The 24,560-nt window shown below is 61.3% G+C and carries 23 protein-coding genes; 3 read left to right on the forward strand and 20 right to left on the reverse strand.

The annotated features are described in order from the left end of the window. Positions 1–24: 24 nt before the first annotated feature. The 12 genes from U0029_RS09570 to flgB all read right to left on the reverse strand — a co-directional run bounded on the left by U0029_RS09570 (position 25) and on the right by flgB (position 12,187). Complete coding sequence (locus U0029_RS09570) at positions 25–1,848, reverse strand: methyl-accepting chemotaxis protein (protein WP_115600712.1); 1,824 nt, start codon at positions 1,846–1,848, stop codon at positions 25–27. Between the two features lie 80 nt (positions 1,849–1,928). Then, entirely contained in the window at positions 1,929–3,161 is a 1,233-nt protein-coding gene (flgL, locus tag U0029_RS09575) for a flagellar hook-associated protein FlgL (protein WP_114852864.1), read from the reverse strand. 16 nt (positions 3,162–3,177) lie between these two features. Continuing rightward, complete coding sequence (gene flgK / locus U0029_RS09580; RefSeq protein ID WP_114852856.1) at positions 3,178–4,830, reverse strand: flagellar hook-associated protein FlgK; 1,653 nt, start codon at positions 4,828–4,830, stop codon at positions 3,178–3,180. A gap of 75 nt (positions 4,831–4,905) precedes the next feature. Further along, the gene (flgJ, locus tag U0029_RS09585; protein ID WP_114852857.1) at positions 4,906–5,898 is read right to left on the reverse strand and encodes a flagellar assembly peptidoglycan hydrolase FlgJ; all 993 of its coding nucleotides are present in this window, start codon (positions 5,896–5,898) and stop codon (positions 4,906–4,908) included. Continuing rightward, positions 5,898–7,028, reverse strand: coding sequence for a flagellar basal body P-ring protein FlgI (locus tag U0029_RS09590; protein WP_012417364.1), 1,131 nt, complete (start codon positions 7,026–7,028; stop codon positions 5,898–5,900). Before U0029_RS09590 ends, flgJ begins: the two co-directional genes overlap by 1 nt. A 4-nt stretch (positions 7,029–7,032) precedes the next feature. Beyond that, positions 7,033–7,719, reverse strand: coding sequence for a flagellar basal body L-ring protein FlgH (locus tag U0029_RS09595; protein WP_114852858.1), 687 nt, complete (start codon positions 7,717–7,719; stop codon positions 7,033–7,035). Beyond that, positions 7,719–8,504, reverse strand: coding sequence for a flagellar basal-body rod protein FlgG (gene flgG, locus U0029_RS09600; RefSeq protein ID WP_012417362.1), 786 nt, complete (start codon positions 8,502–8,504; stop codon positions 7,719–7,721). Before flgG ends, U0029_RS09595 begins: the two co-directional genes overlap by 1 nt. A gap of 46 nt (positions 8,505–8,550) precedes the next feature. After that, entirely contained in the window at positions 8,551–9,318 is a 768-nt protein-coding gene (locus U0029_RS09605) for a flagellar basal body rod protein FlgF (RefSeq protein ID WP_114852859.1), read from the reverse strand. Between the two features lie 16 nt (positions 9,319–9,334). Further along, positions 9,335–10,555 carry a flagellar hook protein FlgE gene (gene flgE, locus U0029_RS09610; protein ID WP_114852860.1) on the reverse strand — a complete coding sequence of 407 codons (1,221 nt, stop codon included), beginning with the start codon at positions 10,553–10,555 and terminating at the stop codon, positions 9,335–9,337. Between the two features lie 80 nt (positions 10,556–10,635). Continuing rightward, complete coding sequence (locus tag U0029_RS09615) at positions 10,636–11,328, reverse strand: flagellar hook assembly protein FlgD (protein WP_012417359.1); 693 nt, start codon at positions 11,326–11,328, stop codon at positions 10,636–10,638. Between the two features lie 11 nt (positions 11,329–11,339). Then, on the reverse strand, positions 11,340–11,759 hold the full coding sequence (flgC, locus tag U0029_RS09620; protein ID WP_012417358.1) for a flagellar basal body rod protein FlgC: 420 nt from the start codon (positions 11,757–11,759) through the stop codon (positions 11,340–11,342). Between the two features lie 20 nt (positions 11,760–11,779). After that, positions 11,780–12,187, reverse strand: coding sequence for a flagellar basal body rod protein FlgB (gene flgB, locus U0029_RS09625; protein WP_012417357.1), 408 nt, complete (start codon positions 12,185–12,187; stop codon positions 11,780–11,782). A 118-nt stretch (positions 12,188–12,305) separates the two neighbouring features. Between flgB and flgA the strand changes: the two genes are divergently transcribed. The 3 genes from flgA to U0029_RS09640 all read left to right on the forward strand — a co-directional run bounded on the left by flgA (position 12,306) and on the right by U0029_RS09640 (position 13,936). Then, positions 12,306–13,055, forward strand: a complete 750-nt coding sequence (gene flgA, locus U0029_RS09630) for a flagellar basal body P-ring formation chaperone FlgA (RefSeq protein ID WP_114852861.1) — start codon at positions 12,306–12,308, stop codon at positions 13,053–13,055. 126 nt (positions 13,056–13,181) lie between these two features. Further along, positions 13,182–13,469, forward strand: coding sequence for a flagellar biosynthesis anti-sigma factor FlgM (gene flgM / locus U0029_RS09635; protein ID WP_012417355.1), 288 nt, complete (start codon positions 13,182–13,184; stop codon positions 13,467–13,469). Further along, complete coding sequence (locus tag U0029_RS09640; RefSeq protein ID WP_039052126.1) at positions 13,466–13,936, forward strand: flagella synthesis protein FlgN; 471 nt, start codon at positions 13,466–13,468, stop codon at positions 13,934–13,936. The genes flgM and U0029_RS09640 overlap by 4 nt, the downstream gene beginning before the upstream one ends. 43 nt (positions 13,937–13,979) lie before the next feature. On the opposite strand, the gene flhF is transcribed toward U0029_RS09640, so the two are convergent. The 8 genes from flhF to U0029_RS09680 all read right to left on the reverse strand — a co-directional run bounded on the left by flhF (position 13,980) and on the right by U0029_RS09680 (position 24,533). Continuing rightward, positions 13,980–16,436, reverse strand: coding sequence for a flagellar biosynthesis protein FlhF (gene flhF, locus U0029_RS09645; protein WP_114852862.1), 2,457 nt, complete (start codon positions 16,434–16,436; stop codon positions 13,980–13,982). After that, positions 16,433–18,550, reverse strand: a complete 2,118-nt coding sequence (gene flhA / locus U0029_RS09650) for a flagellar biosynthesis protein FlhA (RefSeq protein WP_012417352.1) — start codon at positions 18,548–18,550, stop codon at positions 16,433–16,435. The genes flhF and flhA overlap by 4 nt, the downstream gene beginning before the upstream one ends. 3 nt (positions 18,551–18,553) lie before the next feature. Then, positions 18,554–19,696 (reverse strand): flagellar biosynthesis protein FlhB, encoded by a 1,143-nt coding sequence (gene flhB / locus U0029_RS09655; RefSeq protein ID WP_012417351.1) that lies wholly within the window; start codon positions 19,694–19,696, stop codon positions 18,554–18,556. Between the two features lie 157 nt (positions 19,697–19,853). After that, entirely contained in the window at positions 19,854–20,480 is a 627-nt protein-coding gene (gene cheZ, locus U0029_RS09660; RefSeq protein ID WP_012417350.1) for a protein phosphatase CheZ, read from the reverse strand. 8 nt (positions 20,481–20,488) lie between these two features. After that, the gene (gene cheY, locus U0029_RS09665) at positions 20,489–20,878 is read right to left on the reverse strand and encodes a chemotaxis response regulator CheY (protein WP_012417349.1); all 390 of its coding nucleotides are present in this window, start codon (positions 20,876–20,878) and stop codon (positions 20,489–20,491) included. A 44-nt stretch (positions 20,879–20,922) separates the two neighbouring features. Beyond that, complete coding sequence (locus tag U0029_RS09670; protein ID WP_114852863.1) at positions 20,923–21,978, reverse strand: protein-glutamate methylesterase/protein-glutamine glutaminase; 1,056 nt, start codon at positions 21,976–21,978, stop codon at positions 20,923–20,925. Between the two features lie 16 nt (positions 21,979–21,994). Beyond that, positions 21,995–22,756, reverse strand: a complete 762-nt coding sequence (locus U0029_RS09675) for a CheR family methyltransferase (RefSeq protein WP_231838732.1) — start codon at positions 22,754–22,756, stop codon at positions 21,995–21,997. Between the two features lie 91 nt (positions 22,757–22,847). Next, positions 22,848–24,533, reverse strand: coding sequence for a methyl-accepting chemotaxis protein (locus U0029_RS09680; RefSeq protein ID WP_115600713.1), 1,686 nt, complete (start codon positions 24,531–24,533; stop codon positions 22,848–22,850). Positions 24,534–24,560 lie beyond the last annotated feature (27 nt).

Here is a 24,560-nt window from a genome sequence, read left to right on the forward strand (position 1 = left end):
CCGGCTTACCATTCCTGCTGTTGGTCAGAAAGACTCCCAATCATCATCCGCCGGCTTGCGTGCCGGCCCGGGCCGAACCTGTTCTGTGTTTTGACCGCTCGCCGGGCTGCTTGCAGCGGGACTGAGCGGGGCAGTTCGGCGAGCAGCACGGCGTGCGCTAGCGCCTTCGGCAGCCGGTTTGGCCACCGCGCGCAGGCGCGGGGCCGCTGCACTCTCGGCTGCTGGCGCTTCGGGAGCCTGCACGCGCGGCGCCGGGTTTTGGCGCGCGATTTGGCGCGCGGGCATGTCGATGACCTCGCCCGCATTAACCTTGAACACGGCGACCGCTTCGGCCAAACGCTGAGCCTGCTCTTGCAGCGAGACCGCCGCCGCCGCCGACTCTTCGACCAGCGCCGCATTCTGCTGCGTCACCTCGTCCATCTGCGTCACCGCACGGTTGACCTGCTCGATACCGCTGGACTGCTCGTCCGAGGCCGCCGAGATCTCGCCCATGATGTCCGTCACTCGCTTGACCGACGCCACAATCTCCTGCATCGTCGCGCCCGCTCGCTCCACCTGCTGCGAACCCGCCGTCACCTTACCAACAGAATCCTCGATCAAGCCCTTGATCTCCTTGGCCGCCTGGGCGCTGCGTTGCGCTAGCGAGCGCACTTCACCCGCCACCACCGCGAAACCCTTGCCCTGCTCGCCCGCGCGCGCCGCTTCCACCGCCGCATTCAAGGCCAAAATATTCGTCTGGAAAGCAATCCCGTCAATCACCGACACAATCTCGGATATCTTGCGCGAACTCGCCGATATCCCCTGCATCGTCTGCACCACCTCCGACACCGCCGAACCACCACGCTCGGCCACATCCGACGCGCTCGCCGCCAGTTGATTCGCCTGACGCGCATTGTCCGCGTTCTGCTTGACCGTCGAAGCCAACTCTTCCATCGACGCCGCCGTCTCTTCCAACGACGCCGCCTGCTCTTCCGTGCGGCTCGACAAATCCGTGTTGCCCGCCGATATCTCGCTCGCGCCGACGTTGATCTCGTCCACCCCTCGGCGCACCGTCGACACCGTGCGCGTCAGGCTCTCCTGCATGCGCTTGAGCGCCGCGAACAACTGACCAATCTCGTTATCGCTGCGCGCCTCCACCCGTAACGTCAGATCCCCCGTCGCAATCTTGTCAAAGTGCGCGCCTGCCTCTTTCAAGGGGCGCAACACGCTGCGCGAAAGAAATACCCCGCCGCCCACCACCAACAAGACGGCCAAGGCGCTCATCAACAGAGCAACGATCTTGGACTGGTCATAAGCTGCTTGGGCTTCATCCACATACACATCGGTTACCGCATCGATATAGGTCAAGTATGCCTGCATCGTAGTGTTGAACTCGGCATTCTGCGCACTCGAGACTTTGATGATTTGCGTGAAATCCGGGATGGATTGGCGCTCGACAGCGTCATGCGCCCTGCGCAGGGCTTCAACATAAATCTTGAAGGCGGCCTCCATTGGTGCCACCTTTTCCTGCACATCAGGCGTCTTCACTACTTTGCTGAAGGCCTCGAAACGCTTGACGGCCTCGTTCAGCGAAAGCAGCCCCTGCTTGGCCTGCTCTTCCGATTGGCGCAGACGGCCATCTTGCAGCTCGGCGATGGCGTTACTCAGCTGGATGCGGGCGCGTAAAGCCTGGGTATAGCCCGCATAGCTCGTCATAACCTGATCCGAGAAGATATCGTTGACTTGCTCCAGGCGTTGATTGCTCGATTGCAGCGCGAACCAGCTCATGACGGTCGAGGCGAGCATCGCCACAAAGAACAGTCCCAGCACGATGGCCATGCAGGTACGGACTTTCAAATTCGAAAACATGCTTATTCCGTTATTTATCGAAATCGCGCTCCACTGAGGGAGCGCGCAGGACTCTGATGCAGCAGCTAGGGAACGCTGACTTATCTGTTAGTGGAGAACAGACTGGAACCAATAATCTTCGAGAACGAACCCGAAGCCGCTTGCAAGGCCACCTGACGCAACAACAGCTCCGTCGTGGTCGAATACACGTCGGTCTCTTCCAGGTCCGACAACTGCTTGGTGTAAGACAGCGCGTTGAGCGTACCTGTCGCATCCAACGCATCGAGTTCATTCAGGCGTGAGCCGACAGAGGCGCGCACGGTCAGGATGTTGTCCAGGCCCAGCGACAGGCTTTTGTTGGCCGTGGCCAATTTATTCACCAACTCGACGCTTTGCACATCACTGCCGGAGATCGGATTTTCCAGCGTCTGGATCAGGTCGTTCAAGGTGCCGAACATGTCCATATTCTTGCTGGACGGCATCTCCACCTGAAAAGCGTCACCGGCTTGCGGCTTGCCCTTGATGCTCAAGGACACCCCGCCCATGTCAATGTTGGCGCCCTCTTGGTACTCCGCCGTAATCGGCGTGAACGCCGGCGAACTGCTCGTGACGGTGTACTCAAGTTTGCCCGTCGTCGCATTATTGGCGAAGCTGATGCTGAAATCGGCCCCCACAAAATTACCGGCGCCCGGGCTCTTGAGGGAAACGGTGCTGAATTGGCCGGTCCCCTTATTGGCCGCGCCAGCCGACGCGATATAGCTCAGCGTGCCCGGAACGGCTCGGCCAAAAATATCGGTACCGATATCGCTGCCAGCCAACTGACGGCTCTGATCTGCCTGCACCATGCGCTGGCCCTTGTCGCCGTTGTAGCTGACATTGCCGCTAGCATCGATGACAAAGGGCTGAGTATTGCCCTGATAGCCAGAAAACAGATATTGACCATTCCCGTCGGTAGAATTGGCCAGGCTCAGCAACTGGTCGCGCGCGCCTTTGAGCACATTGGATAAGGTCTGGCGATCGGCATCGCTCATGGTGCCGTTACCGGCCTCGACCACCCGCTTCATCACATCTTGCAGCGTTGTCACGGCAGACGACAGCGCATTTTCTTCCGCGCCCAGAGATTGCTTGAGCGTCGCGCGATTAGCGCTGTAGTTTTTGTTCATACTGGCCGTCTGCGCGACGTTCACGGCCAAGGAGGCGGCCAGCGGATCGTCGCCAGGCGTCAATACGCGCTTGCCACTGGCGAGCTGTTCTTGCAGGCGGGACAAGGCGGCCTCTTGATTGAGTATGCCATTGAGCCCGTTTTGATAGATCATTGAAGTACTAAGACGCATCATCTCGCTCCAGGGCTCAACGCAGGCCCAACAAGGTATCGAACAACACGCCAGCCACATTCAGCACCTTGGCGCTTGCCTGGTATTGCTCCTGGTATACCGCCAGACTGACGTATTCCTCATTCATATTGACGCCCGACACCGAGGAGTACGCCGTCGCCTGCTGTTTGACCAGATTGTCGGCGGCTGTTTTGGCGGTTTTCACCTGTTGCGTTTGCACGCCCACATTGTTGACTAACCGCGAAAACTGCTCGCCCAGGCTGGTGGTGCCGTTGTTCAATACCTTCGCGGTTTGCAGCTTGGCGAATTCCAGGCCATTCTGGCCGTTGGAAGTACCGCCCGCAGCATCGGCCAAGGCCCATTTATTGGGGTCGCTCAGGACTACAGAAAGGTCGCGCGCGGCGTCGCGGGTCGGCTGAAATTGCCAGGTGTCGCCATCGGCCGGCACACCCGCCATCTGGATCGCCACACCGTCGAACATCAGTTCTCCCGTGTTCACATCAGTGGTGTAAGCGACATTGCTGTTATCTGACAGGCGCGTCACCGTATAGCTATTCGCGGCCGCATCAAACTCGATCTTGTAACCGCCGGGCTTGATGTCGGAGGCCTTCACATAGCGCGAGCTGATATCGCCCGTACCGGCATTCTTAGCGTTCGGCAATGCCGATGGCGCCTTCAGCGCGAATACATCCGCGCCGTCCTGGCCACTCAGATCCTTGCCCTTGGCATTCTGCTCATTGAACGCCAGCGCCAGACCGATCGCCAATTGACCCAGTTGATCCTGCACCGCGTCCAGCGCCGAATTGCGAAAACTCAGCAAACCGCCCAACTTGCCGCCATTGATCTGCTCGTCTTTCAACTCAATCGTCTGCGTACCGCCATTGCCATCCGGCATGGAGTATGCCAAAGCAACACGGGTCGGATCGGCAGCCGAATTGACGGCGGCCAGCGGATAGATGGTGCGGCCAGCCAGTAAGGTCTGACCCGACTGCAAGGAAATATTGATCGAGTCGCCCTGCTCATACCAGCGCACGCCCACCAGCTCATTCAGATCCGCTAGAGCCTGGTCGCGCTGATCCATCAAATCATTGGGGGATTGGCCGCTCTTGCCACGCGCAATAGTGATTTGCTGATTCAAGTCATTGATGCGTTCCAGGTAGCTGTTCACCTGGGTCACCGTCGTGGAAATCTGGGTGTTCAAACCGTCGCGCTGGTTCTGCAGCTGCTGGTAGGCCCCGTTGATCTGAGCCACCAGACTATTGGTCTTGCCGGTCAGATCTTGCCGCACCGCCGGATCAGCCGGTGCGCTCGCCGCCGAGTTCAGGCTGCTGAACATGCCCGACAAGGCGGCGCTGACCCCGACCGTACGATCGGCGAAGAGATTGTTGACCGCCGTCATCTGATCGAGCTGCGTGCTCAACTGCGCGGCGCTGCCCGACGCGCCGACGAGCTGCTTGTACAGAAAGCCGTCGAACTGGCGCTTGACGGTGTCGACCTGCACACCCCGGCCGAAATAACCCTGACTGGTCGCGGATGCCCCAGCGGTGGAAGTCACCACACGTTGGCGGCTATAGCCGTCGGTAGCGGCATTATTGATGTTGTGGCTTGTGACTGACAGGCCGGCCTGGGAGGCATTCAGACCCGTCAGCGCCAAGTTATACAGATTCATGCTTTCCCCGGTATATGCCGCTCTCGGCTCAATGAGGGTTCGGATACTCCCTTAACGGCAGCCTACCGCTGCAATTTAGGGACTGCCGGAAAAATCGGCCTGCGCCACCGAAGCCCGCAACTGACTCATGATCTTGATCAGTTTTTCCGCGTAGCGCGGGTCCGTTGCGTAGCCTGAGCGCTGAATACGATGCGCCGCTTCCGTTTCATTGCTTGCCTGCGCCACAGTTTCGTAGCGCGCACTGCCGCCCACCAGACGGGCATAGTCGGCGAATGATTCTTCGTAGGAGTTATAGGCCCGGAAGGGTTGGCTCACCTTTTGCGGCACGCCGTCCACATACTCCGTGGTCAGCACATGGACGACCCTGCCCTTCCAGCCTGCACCTGCCTTGATGCCAAACAGGTTGTAGCTCGTGCTCCCGTCGGGCTGACGAATCTCGCGCTTGCCCCAACCGGACTCCAAGGCTGCCTGACCCAGAATCAAGCGGGCAGGAACGCCGCTTTCGGCGGCAACCGCATTGGCGGCGCGCGACATGCGTGAGACGAAGTCCACCACGTGGTCTGGCGCGCCTTCGGCGGCCGCGAAAGCGCGATCCACGGGGCGGTTATTCCGCAACACATTCAACAGCGCAGCAACGCCGCCTTCGGGCTGCTGCGCGTAGCGCCCGTACTGATCCCGCATGAGCCGAGGCGGCTTGCCCGCCACCGTATTGGCCGTGGCCTCATCGCCCGCCTGCGCAGGCGTCGGGTTTTGCTGTTGCATCTGCTTGAGCAGCGCATCGGCCAGGCCCACACCAGGCTTGGCTAGCTGCAGGGCCATTTGCTCATCGGACATAGACTGCAGCATTTCCGTTTGCTGAGAGTCAAACAGCCCGTCTTTCGGCGTAGCCTCGCGCATGCGCTTGAGCATCATTTGCAAAAACAGCGCCTCGAACTGCTGAGCCACCTCTTTCTGCTGCGCGGCGTCGGCCGGATTCTGGCCAACACTCCGCTTCAAATTGCCCAGGCGGCCCAAATCAAATACCGAATCCTGGGGCTGAGCACCCGCAAGGTTAGAAGTAAGCGCCATCAGATGATTTCCAATTCGGCGCGCAGCGCGCCCGCCGCCTTCATAGCCTGCAAAATAGCCAGCAAATCCTGCGGCGTCGCACCCAAGGCGTTGAGCGCCTTGACCACATCGGCCAGATTGGCGCTGGTGCGAACCCGTTGCAGCGCGCCGCCCTCTTGGCGAACTTCGATCTGGGTATTGGGCGCCACCACGGTCTGGCCGTCGGTGAACGGTGTATCGGGCTGGAAAACCTGATTCTGGCGGTTGATGATGACCGACAGATTGCCATGCGCCACGGCTGCCTCTTCGATGGTCACGGTGCGATTCATCACGACTGAACCGGTGCGGGCATTGATGATGACCTTAGCCACCGCCGGCGCGAGCGTGACAGGCAGATTTTCGATCTGCGACAGAAAGGCTGGCATCTGGCTTGGATCAAGCGGACCGCGCAACTGCAAGACGCGGGCGTCCATCACCATGGCGGTGCCGGCGCCAAACTGACGGTTGATCGCGTTGGCCGCGTTCTGCGTGGTCCCGAAATCGCTATTGTTCATTTCCAGATAGACCAGCCCGTCTTGCGCGAAGGAGGTCGGGACCGGACGCTCGACAATAGCGCCGGCGGAAATGCGCCCGCCATTAAGCGTATTGATCTGCACGCTGGAACCACCCGCCGAGGCCCCTGCCCCGCCCACCAGCACATTGCCCTGGGCAATGGCATACACGCTATTGTCAGCACCTTTGAGCGGCGTCATGAGCAGGGTGCCGCCGCGCAGACTCTTGGCATTACCCATCGAAGACACGACGACATCGACCGTCTGGCCAGGCCGCGCAAAAGCCGGCAAGGTGGCCGTCACCATGACAGCGGCCACGTTCTTCAATTGCATATTGCTGCCGGCGGGCACGGTAATACCCAGTTGCGACAGCATATTGGTCAAGCTTTGCTGCGTGAACGGCGTCTGACGCACTTGATCGCCGGTGCCATCCAGGCCCACGACCAACCCATAGCCGATCAGCTGGTTACCTCGCACGCCTTGAAAGGTCGCCAGGTCTTTGAGCCGTTCGGCCGCCTGCGCGGGCAAAGCCGCGAGCATGGCCGCGGCCAGGCAAATCCGACCCAGGTGGGAAAGCAGGGAGAAAGGGCGTTGTGTCATGAGATCAGAACGGCGAAGCGATCAGGAAAAAGCGTTGCAACCAGCCCATGGTCTGGACCTCGTCCATCACGCCTTTGCTGCGGTACTCGATGCGGGCATCGGCCACACGGGTCGAGGAAACGCTATTGGTGCCTGTAATGGACCGCGGATCGACCACGCCGGACAGCCGCACATACTCGCTGCCCCGGTTGATGGCGATCTGCTTCTCGCCGGCGATCTGCAAATTGCCATTAGGCAGCACACCCACCACCGTCGTGGTGATGGAACCCGTAAAACTATTGTTGGCGCTACTGTTGCCCGTGCCCTTGGCGGTGTTGTCACCCGTGATATCAGTATCGAGCTTACTGTTGACCACGCCATCCATGAACTTGGGCGCAGCGGCCACACCCAGCTTGGCGCCGCCGCTGCGACTGGTGTTGGTGGCCACGCCTTTGGCGGCATTGGTCTTTTCTTCCAGCATCACGGTGACGATATCCCCGACATTGCGCGGACGGCGATCCTCGAACAAAGGATAGTTGCCGTAGGCCGTGGGCTGATAGATCGACCCGTTGGGGCGGCCGGCAGGCGCAGCGGGCATGGGCGGCGCCGCCGTCGTCGGGCCAATCACAACCGGCTCGGGCGGAATCAGGGCACAGCCGGCCGACAGAATCAGCAGCAGGCCGGATATCAAGCGGGCAACGGTTTTCAGCATCACAGTTGGGTCAGGCGAGCCAGCATTTCATCCGAGGTCTTGACGGCCTTACTGTTCATTTCGTAGGCGCGCTGCGCGGTGATCATGTTCACCAGCTCTTCGGCCACGTTGACGTTGGAGGTTTCGACATAGTTCTGCATGATGCTGCCCGCGCCATCGGCGCCGGGCTGCAGCAGGTTGGCGGGGCCCGAAGCGTCGGTTTCCAGATAAAGGTTTTCACCCACGCTTTGCAAACCGGCCGGATTAATGAAAGTTGCCACCTGCAACTGGCCGATCTGCACATTGACGCCCGCATTACCGGGCAGCGTGACAGACACCACGCCTTCTTTATTGATGGCCATGGACAGGGCATTGTCCGGCACATTGATCGGCGGCTGAATGACATAACCGCCCATTGTGGTGAGCTGGCCATTCTGGTCCATGCCCAGGCCGCCATCGCGGGTGTAAGCCTGCGTGCCATCGGGCAAGTCCACCTGGAAAAACCCCCGGCCTTGGATAGCAACATCCATTTCAGCGCCGGTGTTGTTCAAGTTGCCGGCGCTGTGCAGCCGTTGCGTGGCGGCCACCCTGGCGCCGGTGCCCAGTTGCAGGCCGGTGGGCAATTGATTGGCGTCGCCCACCTGTGCGCCGGGCTGGCGCAGGGTCTGATACATCAGATCCTGAAACACCGCGCGTTCGCGTTTGAAACCATTGGTCTGCACGTTGGCAAGGTTGTGCGAAATCACGTCCATCGAAGTCTGCTGACTTTCTAGGCCGGTTTTCGCAATCCACAACGAACGCATCATGATGAAAACTCCAGACGCCGACATGCGGCGCGTTGACAATTTGAATTCAGGTCGTCGAAGACAGCAGGCTGTTGGCGCGCTCGGCGTTCCTATTGGCCTCGCTCACCACCTGCATCTGCATTTCGAAGCGACGGGCATTTTCGATCATGGCCACCATGGCGCCCGATGCACTCACATTGCTGCCTTCGACCACGCCAGCGATGAGGCGTTGGCCAGGATCTGCGGGCAGCAGCGCGGCCGGCTGCCCATTGGCCTGCGCCGGCATGCGGAACAGGCCATCATCCCCGCGCAGCAATTGCGATTGCGGTGCGTTGACCATCTTCAGGCGGCCCATGTTCAGGACGTTGTTGGGCGGATCACCCGCTCCCAAAGCCGTGATGGTGCCGTCGCTGGCGATCGTGAGCGCGGCCTGATCCGGTATGTCGATCAACACATTCTGATCCGACAGCACCGGCTGGCCAGCGGCAGTCTGCAACAAGCCGTTGACACCCACCTGCAGGCTGCCGGCACGGGTGTATGCCTCGCCTTGCGGCGTCTGGATCGCGAACCAGCCCTGCCCCGAGGACAGCGCCACATCCAACTCTCGGCCCGTGCTCTGCATCACGCCCATTGCAAAATTGCTGCCGGGCGTGGTCGCGGCCGTGGCGACCCGGGTAGGCAGGGATGTGCCGTCGTTGACGGGCACCGAACGGTACATCGCCAATTGCTCGCGGAAACCCGGTGTGCTGACATTGGCCAGGTTGTTGCTCAACACCGACTGATGCTCTGCGGTGCGGGCGGCGCCGTTCATGGCGGTGTAAATAACGCGATCCATTACGCTTCAGCCTGCATCAACGCATATTGATCAAAACCTGCAGGACTTCATCCTGGGTCTTGATAGTCTGGGCATTGGCCTGATAGGTACGCTGGGCGACGATCATGTTGACCAACTCCTGGCTCATTCCAACGTTGGACTGCTCCAGCGCCTGGCCGAACAGCGTGGCCAGACCATTCGTCCCCGGCTGGCCCATGATGGCCTGGCCCGATTCGCCGGTCTCGACCCAGGAGCTGTCGCCCACCGGCTTGAGTCCGCCCACATTATTGAAATTCGCCAAAGCGATGGTGCCCACGGCCTGCGATTCACCATTGGTGTACTTGGCCATAATGGTGCCGTTCTTCTCAATGGAAATACCGGAGAACTCGCCACTGGAATAGCCATTGGCCGTCACCTTGGGGCCGAAGTCGCTACCGAAATGAGTAACGTTCTGATAGTTCATCCGGACGGTGATGTCACGAGCGGGCGATGTGGTGCTTCCCAGACCCGTGATCTCGATATCACGATTGGGCTGGCCTCCGGTCAGCACGCCAGCGCTGTTGAAGGTCAGCCTAGAACTGGGCTGGCCGCCGTCCACCGTCGCGGGCTTGCCATCGACGGTGTAATAGATGTCGTACACGCTCTCGCCGTTGACGGGTGCGCGCTTGACAAAATACTGCACCATTTGGTGCGAGTTACCCAGCGAGTCATAAATCGTCGTGGGCACCAGATCGGTATAGGTGTCCTGGTTCGCGGGGTCGAAGGCCGGCGCGGCCGGCACAATCTTCGCATTGGCGTTCAAATTGGTCTGAATGCTTGCGGCGTTCGTTTCCTGAGGCGCGATATTGGCCTGCGGCACTTGGAGCGGCACGAGATTGGTGCCTATGCCGCCCACCGGATAGCCGGTCAGGCGATAGCCCATTGCATTGGTGATAAAGAAATTCTTGTCGATGCCGAACTCGCCGCTGCGCGTATAGACAATATTGTCACTGGCATCCGTTACCCGGAAGAATCCTTTCGCGCCGTCAATGGCGATGTCGTATTCGCCGCCGGTGCCCGATACCGTGCCGGCGGTGAAACGCTGGTTCACGGCGGCGACCTTCACACCCAGACCCACGCGCGAGTTGGCGTACACGTCTGCAAACGAGGTCGAACCGGATTTAAAGCCGATCGTGCCCGAGTTGGCGATGTTGTTACCGATGACGTCCAGGTTCTGCGAAGCGGCCTGCAGGCCGCTTAGTCCTTGTCCGAAGCCCATGTCTTTATCCCATCAATCCAGGTTAGGGAAGCGCCGCCGCAGGCGTGCGCCAGTTTCATTTAAAGGCGCGCCGTGGCGCATCAACCATTCAATATCTTGCGAATATCCAGCAGGCTGACCTTGCCGCCGGTAATGCCCAGATCCAGACGCACGCCGTCGGTGGTGTAGTCCACGCCCTTGACCAGGCCGTAGCTCAAAATCTCGGCTTTGACTTCCTTGTTGTCCGCGTCATAAGCGGTGACCTTCGCCACATAGGCGCCATCCTTGACCGGGGCACCGTCATCGGTGTTGCCATCCCAGTCGTAGGTGTACACGCCCGTCTTGACGTCCTGCACCTCCACCGTACGCAACACATTGCCCGCTGCGTCCATGATCTTGAGCGTGAGCTTGGCCGCGTCTGAGGGCACGTCGTAACCCACCGGCGTAGCGACCCTATGGGTCGGGTCATTGACGTCAGTGCCCAAGGAAACCTTGTCACCCGGCACCAGCACCGCTTTACCAATCAAGGCGGCGGCGTTCATGGACTGCGAAACGTCGATCTGGCCGCTGATGGACAGCAAGGTCTTATTCAAATTGGTGATCCCTTCGACCGTCGAGATCTGCGCCAGCTGAGAGGTCAACTCGGCGTTTTGCATCGGATTCAGGGGGTCTTGATTCTTCAGCTGCGTCACCAGCAGCTTGAGAAACTGGTCCTGTATGCTTTTGGCCGCATTGGCCGAAGCATTGCCCACTTCAGGGGTCTTGGCATTACTGGTGCCGTTGACGGTAGTCATCGTATTTTCGATCAGCTCTGGCCGATGGTAAGAGTGCGCTGCATCAGTTGCTTGGCCGTGTTCAGGACTTCGATGTTGGCCTGATAGGAGCGTGAGGCCGCAATCATATTCACCGTCTCGGCCACCGGGTCCACATTGGGCATCGCCACATAACCCTGGGCATCAGCCATCGGGTTCTTGGGGTCAAAGACCATCTTCAACGGCGAAGCATCCTCCACCACTGCAGCCACTTTGACGCCACCGATTTCCTGGCCTGCAGCTTGACCCAGGGCGGGATTCATCTGGAAAACCACCTGACGGGCGCGATAGGGCTGACCATCCGGGCCGGCGACGCTATCGGCGTTGGCCAGATTGCTGGCCGCCACATTCAGGCGCTGCGACTGCGCCGCCAACGCCGAACCGGATATTTCAAAAATGCTGAGCAAAGACATGGGCCGGAGGTCCTTGTTGTTTATTCTGAGATCGCAGATTGCAGCGTGCGGATACGGCCAGACAGCATCTGCAAGCTGCTTTGGTAATGCAGCGTGTTGTCGGCAAACTGCACGCGCTCGATATCCATATCGACCGTATTGCCGTCCAGGCTGGCTTGATAAGGCAGGCGATATTGCAGCTCGGCCGGTCCGCTGCTGACGGCTTTGGCCGGGATATGACGCGCCGAAGTCAGGTGCAACTGTGTATCGGGCAGTTGCATGCGCCCGTCGAGCGCATTCTGCATCGCGGTCTTGAAATCGAAATCCCTCGCCTTGTAGTTAGGCGTATCGGCATTGGCGATGTTGGATGACAGCACTTCCTGACGTTGCGCACGCAACGAAATTGCTTGCTGGAAGAAGCGGAAATCCTCATTGAGCCGGTCTAGCATGGGTCGCGCCTTCAGAGTGGGTTCAGGTCGCACCGAAGAAACGGTTAGACCTTTGAGCATGACGGCATCTTAGGGGGGGTGACGGCAAGACAATCAGGGAAACAAACCGCTATTTCCAATGCAATTCCCGTATTGGCAGAAGGAGCGCAGTTTCTACAATCTGCACACCATGCGCTTTGTCCACACTCTCGCCCTGCTGCTGTGCACCCTCTTCGGTCTGCCCGCTGGGGCGGCGCGCGCCCAGGCCACGGAAACCCCGGAACACATTTCGCGGGCGGCTGAAGATTTTCTGAGAGCCCAGGTAGCCCCGCTGTCCAGTCAGGCCACTATCACGATGGACCCGGTCAAGAATGATCGCCTGCCCGCCTGTGATGCGCTGGTGCCGTTCATGCCGGCCGCGGCGCGTCTGCGCCCCAGGGTCATCGTCGGCGTGCGCTGTAGCGCGCCCCAGAACTGGACTGTCTATGTACAGGCCAACCTCAACGTGCCCGGCATCTACTATGTCGCCAGCCGCCAGATTCCTGCCGGGCAAGCCATTACTAGTGAAGATCTCGACAGCCGCGAAGGCGATCTGATGAATCTGCCCCCTGGGGCCATGACGGATGCCCGCAGCATTGTCGGCATGCAGGCGCGCCATCGAATCAATATCGGTCAGCCGATCCGGGGCTCTGCCTTGCGCGACGCTGCCTCGATCAGTCGCGGCCAGAACGTGCGCATCATCGCGCGGGGCAATGGTTTTGTCGTCAGCAGTGAAGGACAGGCTCTGGAGGATGGAGCGCCGGGCGCGACCATACAGGTGCGCACCCAGTCGGGGCAGGTGGTAAGCGGCGTGCTTCAGCCGGGTGGACAGGTGGAGCTACAGTTGTAAATATGTTACAAATCTAAAAACCTGCGACGGCCCCTAAAGTTTGCCGACCTGCGGCCGTTACCTGTGCATGACAAGGCAGCGCAGGCTCCGAAATCCCAGCCCATCGCTCGCCGAGCGGAGAATATCTTGAAGATCAATACCACCCTCGCCCGTCCGGTTGCCGCAAACACTGCGCAGCGCCCCGACAACGCCCTGGCCCAGGCCTACGGCTCGGGCAATGGCAATGCGAGCAGCTCGCAGGTTGCGCTGAGCGGCGCTTCCCGCCAACTGTTGGCCTTGCAAGAGGGCGGTAGCGATATCGACGTCGAGCGCGTCGCCGCCATCCGAGCCGCGATCGCCGCCGGCCAGTTGCGCATCGACCCCTCCCGCATCGCCGACAGCCTGATCGCCAGCGCCAAGGAGCTGACCAAGTGAGCGACGCTGCCGCCGCGCTGAGAACCTGCATCGAGACGGAAACCGCGCTCATTCTGCAATTCATCAGCGCTTTGCAGGCAGAGAGCGAGGCTTTGCTGGATCGCAAGGCCGTACAAAGCCTGAAAGAAGCAGCCGAACGTAAAGAGGCCCTCGCTGATCAGCTAGTGGCCGCCAGCCAGGAACGCGACCAGGTGCTTGCCGGCCTGGGCTTGGAGGCCGGCCACGCCGGCACGCAAACCGCCGTTGAACAGTTCCCCGAGCTGGCCGATTCGTGGCAAACGCTGCAAAACCATGCGAGCCAGGCGCGCGAAGCCAATCAGCACAATGCCGTGCTGCTGGAAGTCAATTTGCGCTACACCACACAGACAATCGAAGCGCTGCGCCGCCTGGGCGGCGCCGCAACCTACGACGCCACCGGGCGCGGCCGCCGTCTGGGCGGCGGCAGCCGGGCGATTGTCGCAAGCTGATCTCGCCGCGCCGCGGGGCGGCGGCCCACTACCGCTGACCGCCCTACTCCGCCATTTCCAGCAAGGCAAACATCTTTAGCAAAGCCACCGGCAACAGCCGGCTGGGCATATTGCGTTCGGCCGGACCGATCAGACCCGCAAGGGACGCGCGCGCTTGCTCCGCATGGCTCAGTTGCCAGCAGGCAGCGGCAAGCTGCCCCGCCAACAGGGCCTGCGCCCGCATCGCTTCAACGCCATGCGGCGCAGGCAAGGCAGCCCAAGCATGGGCCATATAACGGAATACTGTCTTGGAGCGCTCATGCAGGGCAAGCCAGGATGCGACCGTCGCCGCATCCGCCTGAGCAGCTGTGAGATTGGTCAGCCCGAAGTACTGAGCCCGCACTTCGCCGCTTTGCGCATCGATCACACGAGCGCCTATCATGCGCAATGTCCGCGCCTCATGCCCCTTGGCGGCCAGATTAAGCTCCGTGCCGCAGGCCCACAGCGCATCGCCGCCCGGCAATTGCCCCGCCGGCACGTAACCGAGATTGCGAGCGACAGCGCTGAGAATCGTCGGGCAGTCATCGTGCCGCACACGCTGGCTGCCAGCGCATCGAGCCAACCATAAGGCCTCGGTCTCCGAGAACGCCTGCGCCAGACCGGCGGCGCCCATCTCAAACACCTGTACCTGCGGCAGCACCCCTAACTCCTCGCGCAACCAAGCCGCACGCGCCAGCATGGCTTCAGCCGGCAGGGGCGCCTGCCCCGAAACCGGGCCCAGCGTACTCAGATCACCGTGCGGCAACATCAGGTGCTGGGCAGGTGCGGCCAAGGCCGTACCGCGATCACTCATCATCAGAGTGGCGTGGAGTACACCGCCCGGCAAGCCCTCACCTTTGAGCGCGCTCTTGCCATGCACCGCCAAGAGATAACGGCTGCACTGCGCAGGAAACTCGCGGCGCAACATGGCGACAGCCTGCGCCCTCGCAGCCTCGGCCGCCGGCGCGCGCGAAATGGCACGCCACAAAACCCGCCCCTGCTTGCAGGCTGGATCGCTGCCCAGCCAGTCCAGGGCTTCGGCCACGCCGGCCTCATTGCCGGCAGGGTGCATGGCTGTCGCCAACAGACGGCGCTGGCGCTCGGGATCTTTACCCCCGTTTTGCCATAATGCCGCCAGATCGGCTTCGCTCGGCGCATACAGGGCGCGCGCATGATCAAGGCAGGCCAAAGCGTGGTCAACCAGAGGCTGAGCCTGGGCAGGCACCAGATTTTCGGGCACCTTCTGACCATTGGAAATGTAATGGATGGGCAGACGATGGCGAATCGCTGTATCCAGCGCCGGTCCCAGACGCGTCGCCTCATCCAGCTTGGTAATGATGCAACCTACCACGTCCTCGCCCACACCATGACGATAAGCGTGTGCCACCTCGTCCAGGGTGTCGCCCTGGCTGGCGGCATTGAGCACCAAGAGACGGCGCACCTGCCGCCCACCGCCACACAGCAGTGCAGCCTGTTCGGCCACATTGCGGTCGCGCTGGCTGATACCTGTCGTATCGATCAGGATGATTTTGCGGCTGCCCAGCTCGGCCAAGGCGTCCCGCAGCTCGGCTGCGTCACGCACCGAGCGCGCCGGCACGCCCATCAGGCGACCATAGATCTGCAACTGCTCCAGCGCGCCGATCCGGAAGTTGTCGGTCGTCAGCATGGCCACTTGATCGCGGCCCTCACGGGCCACACAGCGTGCAGCCAGCTTGGCCAGCGTCGTCGTCTTGCCTACCCCGGTCGGGCCCAGCAGCGCCAACACACCGCCCGCCGCCAGAAAGGCATTTTCGTCACGCAGCACCGGCAAATGCGTCAGGACTTCGTTACGCGCCCAGTCGCGGGCTCGCGCCGCATCGATCTCGGGCGGCAGCCGTTCAAGCAGCGCGCGCACCAGAGGCATGCTGAAGCCCGCCTCGAGCAGCGATCGGAACAGACTGGCGTTAACGGGCTCGCGAGTGGGTTTGCCTGCGCCCCAAAGCAAACCGTCCATGCGGCTCTCGAGCGCGCCGCGCAAGGCCTCGATAGCAGCCTGAACACTGGGCGTGTCGCTGGGCGGAAACACCCCACCGCGCATAGGCGCGTCGGGCATCTGCGCCATGGAGGGCTGCGGCGGGACGACAGGCCGCGATGCCGCCGGAACGGCGGATGACGAAGCCAGCGGCGGCGCCCCTTTGGGCATATCATCGGTAGCCGACATCGCCGCCCCGTAAGCCGCACTCGATCGCGTGGCAAGATAGCTATCGGGCCGGGTGCTGACCGCAGGCGCCACCGGCGCAGCGGGACGCGGCGCGATCGCTTCGGTGCCCGCGGCGGGCGCGGAAGCCGCAGCCGTATCGACATCGCTTTCCAACGCCGCCAATACCTCAATGCCCTCCACCGTGCTGCGGTTGGACACAATCAAGGCGTCCTCACCCAACAATTCGCGCACCTGGCGCATCACATCCCGAGTGCTGGCCCCGATAAAGCGATGAATCTTCACTCTTTACCTCCCCCGATCAGCGCCGTCACGCGGACAACGCGCTCATCCGGAATTTCGGCGTTGGACAGCACACCCAGTTGCGGCAGATGATGCCGCAGGAATCGCGACAAGGGCGCGCGCAAAGGCGGCGACACCAACAACACGGGCGCGTTGCCCTGTCCTTCCTGGCGCATCACCGCAGCCTGGGTCTCATGCAACAGGGTTTCAGCCAAACCGGGCTCCAGACCGCCACTTGTCGCCATCGCCTGTGACAACACACGTTCCAGCTTGGCATCCAAACCGATCACGCGCAGCTCGCCATCGCCTGGGAACCATTGCTGCGTGATGGCGCGACCCAAAGAACGGCGCGTCAACGCAATGAGTTCGGACACATCAGGCTGACCGCCCACATTGCCGGCCTGCGCGGCAAGGCGGGGCGCATGCTCGGCTACGGTGTCGATAATCGTGCGCATATCGCGGATAGGCACTTCTTCGGAAAGCAGACCCTGCAATACCTTCTGCAACGTGGTGAGCGAAACGGTCTTGGGCACAAGGTCTTCGACGAGTTTGGGCGAATCGCGGCCCAGACGATCAAGCAATTGCTGAACCTCTTGGCGGCCCAGCAGATTGGAGCCGTGGCGGTGCATGAGGTGATTCAGATGGGTGGCGACGACGGTACTGGCGTCCACCACGGTATAGCCTGACACCTGGGCTTGATCCCGCTGAGCGTTGTCGATCCATACCGCGGGCAGACCAAAGGCCGGATCTGTCGTGGGCGTGCCCTTGACAGGCGCGGATACGCCACCCGGATCAATAGCCAGCCACTGGCCGGGCATGGCGGCGCCACGGCCGATTTCCACGCCAGACAACAGAATGCGGTAATCATTCGGCTTGAGTTCGAGATTGTCGCGGATATGCACCACCGGCGGCAGAAAACCCACGTCCTGGGCAAACTTTTTACGCAAGCTGCGGATACGATGCAGCAGCTCTCCGTTCTGAGCATGGTCCACCAGCGGAATGAGGCGGTAACCCACCTCCAATCCCAGTTGATCGACCATCGTGACATCATCCCAAGTGGCCTCGGCCGCCGCGGCCTGTGCCTGAGCCATGGCCTCCGGTTGCGCTTCCACCTGCTGCAACTTGCGCGCCGCTTCGCGTTTGGTCAAGCTGTAACCGAGGCCGGCCAGCATGGCTGCCAGCGTCAGAAAGGCCAGATGCGGCATATTGGGGATGAGACCCATCACGCCGATGATGATCGCCGTCAAATACATCACGTGCGGATTGGAGAACAGTTGGCCCATGATCTGCTGGCCAACGTCCTGATCGGTCGCCACACGCGACACCACCACGCCGGCGGCGGTCGAAATCACCAGCGCCGGAATCTGCGCGACCAGGCCGTCACCGATAGTCAGCAGCGTGTATACGCGTGCGGATTCGGCCATGGACATATCGTGCTGCGCCACACCGACGACCAGACCGCCCAGCACATTGATCACCATGATGAGCAAGCCAGCCACCGCATCGCCGCGCACGAACTTGCTTGCGCCATCCATGGAACCATAAAAATCTGACTCCTGAGCCACCTCGGCGCGGCGCCGACGCGCCTCATCTTCGCCGATCAGGCCCGCATTCAGGTCGGCATCGATCGCCATCTGCTTGCCGGGCATGGCGTCCAGCGTGAAACGCGCGCCCACTTCGGCGATCCGACCGGCGCCCTTGGTGATAACGATGAAGTTGATGATGGTCAGAATGACAAAAATGATGATGCCGACCGCGAAGTTGCCGCCCACCAGGAAATGCCCGAAGGCTTCGATTACCTTGCCGGCAGCATCCGGCCCCAAGTGGCCATTGAGTAACACCACACGGGTAGAAGCCACATTGAGCGACAGGCGCAACAGTGTGGCGAACAGCAGCACGGAAGGAAAAGCGGCGAAGTCCAGCGGTTTGCGCGTGAACATCGCCACCAGCAGAATCATGATGGATAAGGCGATGTTGAACGTGAACAGCAAGTCCAGCAGGAAGGTGGGCAGCGGCAGCACCATCATGCCCAGCACGAGCACAATCAGCACCGGGCCGGCGAGCATGCGCGCATTATTCGCGCCGTTGTTTTTCAAGAGCGTGAGCAGGCCGCCCATTCCTTAGACTCCTTGTGGCGCTGGGTCCAGCTCGGTAGGCACGGGCAGAGCCGTCGGAGCCATCGGCTCCGCGCCCCAGCCTGAGCGCCAACTGCGCAACTGGAAAACCCACGCCAATACTTCCGCTACTGCGGTATAGAGCGCGGCCGGGATTTCATGTCCCAGCTCAACGTGTTGATGCAATGCGCGCGCCAGGGGCGGCGCCTCCAATGTGGGAATGCGATGTTCCGCGGCCAGCTCGCGTATCCGAGCCGCCACCAACCCAGTACCCTTGGCGATTACCGTGGGTGCGCCACCGCCGCTTTCGTCGTAGCTCAACGCCACGGCATAATGCGTAGGGTTGGTGACCACCACGTCGGCGCGGGGCACCTGCGACATCATGCGGCGGCGCGCCGCCGCGCGCTGCTGCTGGCGGATACGCGCCTTGATATGCGGGTCGCCCTCGCTTTCCTTGTGTTCCTGACGCACATCCTCTTTAGACATGCGCAGCTTTTTCAAATGGGACCAGATCTGCCAGGGGACATCGATCAGCACCACCAACATCAATGAACTGACAATAAAGGCGCAGCACAGCACGACGAGCTTCAACGCGGACGCCAAGGCGGCCGGTGGCGGCACATGCATTAGGCCCAACATCTCGTCGTGGTAGCGCCAAATCACCCAGCCCGCCACCCCACCCACCAGCAAAGCCTTGGCGCTAGCCTTGATCAACTCGACCAGGGTCTGCGAGGAAAAAATCCGTTTCAGCCCCGACAGCGGGTTGAGCTTCGAGGCCTTGAACTCCAGCGGCTTGCCCGAAAACACCAGGCCGCCGAGCATGACGCTACCCAGCAGAGCCGCGACAACAAGAATGCCGAAAACCGGCAAGATGGCCCAGATAGCCTGGCCAAAACCGATCACGGCCTGATTGACCATCGCCGTCGTATCGTGAGTGATGCGCGGATCGAAACCCATGCCGTCGCGCATCACGCCAGACAGGCCGCGATACAGCGAGGGGCCGACCAGCCACAAACCGCCGACACCAGCGGCCAGCATCAAAAAAGTCGTCAGCTCGCGCGAACGCGCGATTTGCCCCTCCTCGCGCGCCTTTTCCAGGCGCCGGGGTGAGGCGGCTTCTGTCTTTTCGAGATCGCTATCGTCGGCCATAGTGTGCGCAGAGGCTAGCCGCGCATTTGCAGATTGTCCGGCGAAATTCTAGGGGGATGGCAGGCCGCGCGATCACGCAAGAAACGGGGCGAAAACCGCCCTATTCCTCCGCCTGCCGGACCCACGGGGTCCGCTCAACAGCCGCGCTCGGCCTGCCTCAAAAGCCGAGACTGGCCAGCAAATCGTCCACCTGGTCCTGACTGGTGACGACATCGGTCTTGCCCTGGGGGTTGATCTGGGGACCGTTCAATAAGCTTTGCGCTTCGTCGCGACGCTCTTGCGGCACGCTGTCGAGCAGTACCTGCAACAGTTCGCGCTCGATCGCGCCCACTACGTCCATCATGCGCATGATGACCTGGCCCGTCAGATCCTGGAAATCCTGCGCCATAACGATTTCCATCAGCTTGCTTTGCGTAAACTGGGCACGCTCCGGCACATCGGCCAGGAACGCGCGGGTGTCCTGGACGAGTTCACGCGCCTGCGGCATTTCCAGCGGCTGATCGAACCATTGCTGCCAGCGGGCGTCGAGCGCCTTGGCAGAACGGGCCATCGCATCCTGTGCCGGACCCGCCGCCTCGGTGGCCGTCAACACGCGGTTGGCCGCTTGCTCGGTCATCTGCGCCACGTAGCGCAAACGGTCGCGGGCGTCGGGGATGGCCTCGGCGGCATCCTTGATCGCTTGATCCAAGCCCAGTTCCCGCATGCTGTCGCGCAGCATGCGAGTCAGCGAAGCAATCCGATGGATCAGGTCAGGTTCTTGTTGCAAGCCTGTCGTCTCGGTCATGAAACACCTCAGCCGGCAAGTTTCTCGAAGATTTTGTTGAGCTTTTCTTCCAGCGTTGCCGCTGTGAAAGGCTTAACCACGTAGCCGCTAGCGCCAGCCTGAGCGGCGGCAACGATATTTTCTTTCTTGGCTTCGGCCGTCACCATAAGCACGGGCAAAGAAGCCAAGGCAGCATCGGCACGGATCTGCTTGAGCATTTCCAGGCCATCGAGATTGGGCATATTCCAGTCCGAAACCACGAACTGGAAACCGCCGTTACGCAGCTTCTCCAGCCCGATGGCGCCATCTTCCGCTTCATCCACATTCTCGAAACCCAGCTCCTTGAGCAGGTTGCGGATAATGCGGCGCATCGTGGGGAAATCGTCCACGACCAGAATTTTTATTCCCTTATCTACCATTTCAACTCCAATAGGATCGTTTTTTTGCTGCGATCGCGCGTGCTTCAGACGCGATGTCCGCGGTCACCCGCGCGCATGAGAATCCGCTCACTCATCGCCGGCAAGGGTACGACCTCGTCGGCCGCACCAAGAAGAATTGCCTCGCGCGGCATGCCGAACACCACACAGGAGGCCTCGTCCTGCGCTAGGGTGTAAGCGCCTGCGCGTTTCATGGCCAGCAAACCTGCCGCGCCGTCCTTGCCCATTCCGGTCAGCAAGACGCCGATCGCATTTCGGCCCGCGGCCTGCGCGGCGGAGTGGAACAAGACATCCACCGAAGGGCGGTGACGATTGACTGGCTCGCCGGCTTCCAACTCGATGACATAGTTCGCGCCGCTGCGGCCCAGCTTCATATGCTGCTCTCCGCCCGGCGCCAGATAGACATGGCCAGGCAATACCCGTTCGCCGTGGGTGGCCTCTCGCACGGTCACGGCGCACAGGGTATCCAGGCGCTGCGCGAACGAACGTGTGAAACCGGCGGGCATATGCTGTGTGATCAAGATGGCCGGGCTATCCGGCGGCAAGGGCAGCAATACCTCGCGGATGGCTTCGGTTCCGCCCGTGGAGGCGCCCAGAATGACCAGTTTTTCCGAACTGTTCAAGGGGCTGCGCAAACGGGCGGGCAGCGCAGCGGCAGCCACCGGAGCCGGCCCGCGCAGACGGGCTCGCGACGCGGCGCGTATCTTGTCTGCAATCAGTTCGGAATAGTCCAGCAGACCATCACGGATACCCAGACGCGGCTTGGTCACGAAGTCGATTGCACCCAACTCCAGCGCCCGCATGGTGATTTCACCACCGCGCTCTGTCAGCGACGACACCATAACGACCGGCATAGGGCGCAGACGCATCAGCTTTTCGAGGAAATCCAGACCGTCCATGCGCGGCATTTCCACATCCAGCGTCAGCACATCGGGGTTGTGCTGCTTGATCAGTTCGCGCGCGACCAAGGGGTCTGGCGCGGTGGCCACCACCTCCATATCGGGGTGGCTGTTGATGATCTCTGTCATCAGGCCGCGCACCAGAGCCGAATCATCCACGCAGAGTACTCTTATCTTTTTCATGACGGACCGTTGCCTATCAGGCCGCGCATTCATATACCGTCTGGCCGCGCAGACGGAAATCCTGGCTGATATAAGTGAAATTCTCAGAATGACCGGCGAAGAGCAAGCCACCGGGCTTGAGCAAAGGCGCAAAACGCCGCAGGATTTTTGCCTGCGTCGGCTTATCGAAATAAATCATGACGTTGCGGCAAAAGATCGCGTCGAATTTCTCCTGAATGGGCCAAGACGAGGCCAGCAGATTCAAGGAGGCGAACTCAACCATGGCGCTTAGCTCGGGACGCACTTTCACCTGCCCTTCATGGCTCCCCTTTCCTCGCAGAAAGTAGCGCCGCAGCCGCTCTTCGCTTATCTTGGCCACCCGCTCCCAGGCGTAAATCGCGCTGCTGGCCCGATTCAAGCAATTGGTGTCGATGTCGGTGGCGTACACGCGGCTATTGCCCGCCTTGCTGCCCAAGGCCTCGGCCAGCGTAATAGCGATGGAATATGGCTCTTCGCCCGTCGAGGCGGCACAACACCATACCGACACCGGACCTGGCCGACCGCGGGCGAACTCAGCCAAGATAGGGAAATGGTGGGCCTCACGGAAAAACGCCGTTAGATTGGTCGTCAAGGCATTGACGAAATCTTCCCACTCGGGCGCGCTGGCGTCTCGCTCCAGGTCATCCAAATAGGCCGTGAAATCGTGCGCGCCCAACGCGCGCAAACGCCGCGCAAGGCGGCTGTATGCCATTTCGCGCTTGTGCGCGCCCAGAGAGATTCCGGCGCGCGCATGGATCATGCTGCGCACGCGGGCAAAATCCGTGTCACGGAATTCGAATTGGCGTTCGGCGCCGAAGGCGGCATTATTGGCTACAGTGCTCACGCCGGCCTCAGTGCTCCAGCACCAGCGCGTCCTGCTGCGCGCGGGAACGGCTCGCGAGACGGGCAGCCGAGACCTCATCGATGACCTCGCCCGCATTGATCTTGAACACGGCGACCGCTTCGGCCAAACGCTGGGCCTGCTCTTGCAGCGAGGCCGCCGCCGCCGCCGACTCTTCGACCAGCGCCGCATTCTGCTGCGTCACCTCGTCCATCTGCGTCACCGCACGGTTGACCTGCTCGATACCGCTGGATTGCTCGTCCGAGGCCGCCGAGATCTCGCCCATAATGTCCGTCACTCGCTTGACCGACGCCACAATCTCCTGCATCGTCGCGCCCGCTCGCTCCACCTGCTGCGAACCCGCCGTCACCTTACCAACAGAATCCTCGATCAAGCCCTTGATCTCCTTGGCCGCCTGGGCGCTGCGCTGCGCCAGCGAACGCACTTCACCCGCCACCACCGCGAAACCCTTGCCCTGCTCCCCCGCGCGCGCCGCTTCCACCGCCGCATTCAAGGCCAAAATATTCGTCTGGAAAGCAATCCCGTCAATCACCGACACAATCTCGGATATCTTGCGCGAACTCGCCGATATCCCCTGCATCGTCTGCACCACCTCCGACACCGCCGAACCACCACGCTCGGCCACATCCGACGCGCTCGCCGCCAGTTGATTCGCCTGACGCGCATTGTCCGCGTTCTGCTTGACCGTCGAAGCCAGCTCTTCCATCGACGCCGCCGTCTCTTCCAACGACGCCGCCTGCTCTTCCGTGCGGCTCGACAAATCCGTGTTGCCCGCCGATATCTCGCCCGCGCCGACGTTGATCTCGTCCACCCCTCGGCGCACCGTCGACACCGTGCGCGTCAGGCTCTCCTGCATGCGCTTGAGCGCCGCGAACAACTGACCAATCTCGTTATCGCTGCGCGCCTCCACCCGTAACGTCAGATCCCCCGTCGCAATCTTGTCAAAGTGCGCGCCCGCTTCGAGCAGAGGACGCAAGACACGCCGGCGCAGAAAGACATAGGTCATGAACACGAGCAATACCGCCATCATCCCGCCCACACTCACAGCGAGCAATACAAACTGGTAGCGTTTCTCGGCCACATCATAGGCCTGCAAAAACTCGCTGGCGCGCCAGAAATCAAAGGCCTGGATCGCCTGGGTAAAGCCTGCCTCGAGCGCATCCTGACGACTGGCCGCAAGCTGCTGATAGCTAGCCAGATCGGCGCGATCCAGCGCCGCAATCATGGGCAGAAATAGCTGATTCTGCAATTCGACATAGGCGGTCTCGACCCCCTGCAAGCTCTGTGCTGCGCCTTCCAGGCGCGGCAAACCCTTGAAATGGTCCAACTCGGCTTGCGCCCGATTGAGTGCGGCCTTAGCGCGCTGCAACAGCCCGGCAGCCTCCTGGCTCAGCCCCTGTTGGAGCAACATCGGCTGGCCGATGCCGCGCACGATTTCGCCGTACTGGGCGACACCGACACGGCCCAGGCCATCCGCCGTGTCTTTCGCAGCGGCCGACATACGGCCCACCGAGTCTGCGATCGCCTGCACCTCCCGCATATCCGCCAGCGTGCCGTTGCTGATACGTAAAGACAGCACGCCCAGGGCTGCGCCCACCACCAACATCAGTGAGAAGAAGGCCAGCACGCCCAGCAGGCTGCTGCGTATCGACAGATTAGCCAGGAAATTGCGCATAAAACTCCTTATTCGCACTCAGGCGGC

Source organism: Bordetella avium, from assembly GCF_034424645.1.
GTDB lineage: Bacteria > Pseudomonadota > Gammaproteobacteria > Burkholderiales > Burkholderiaceae_B > Bordetella > Bordetella avium.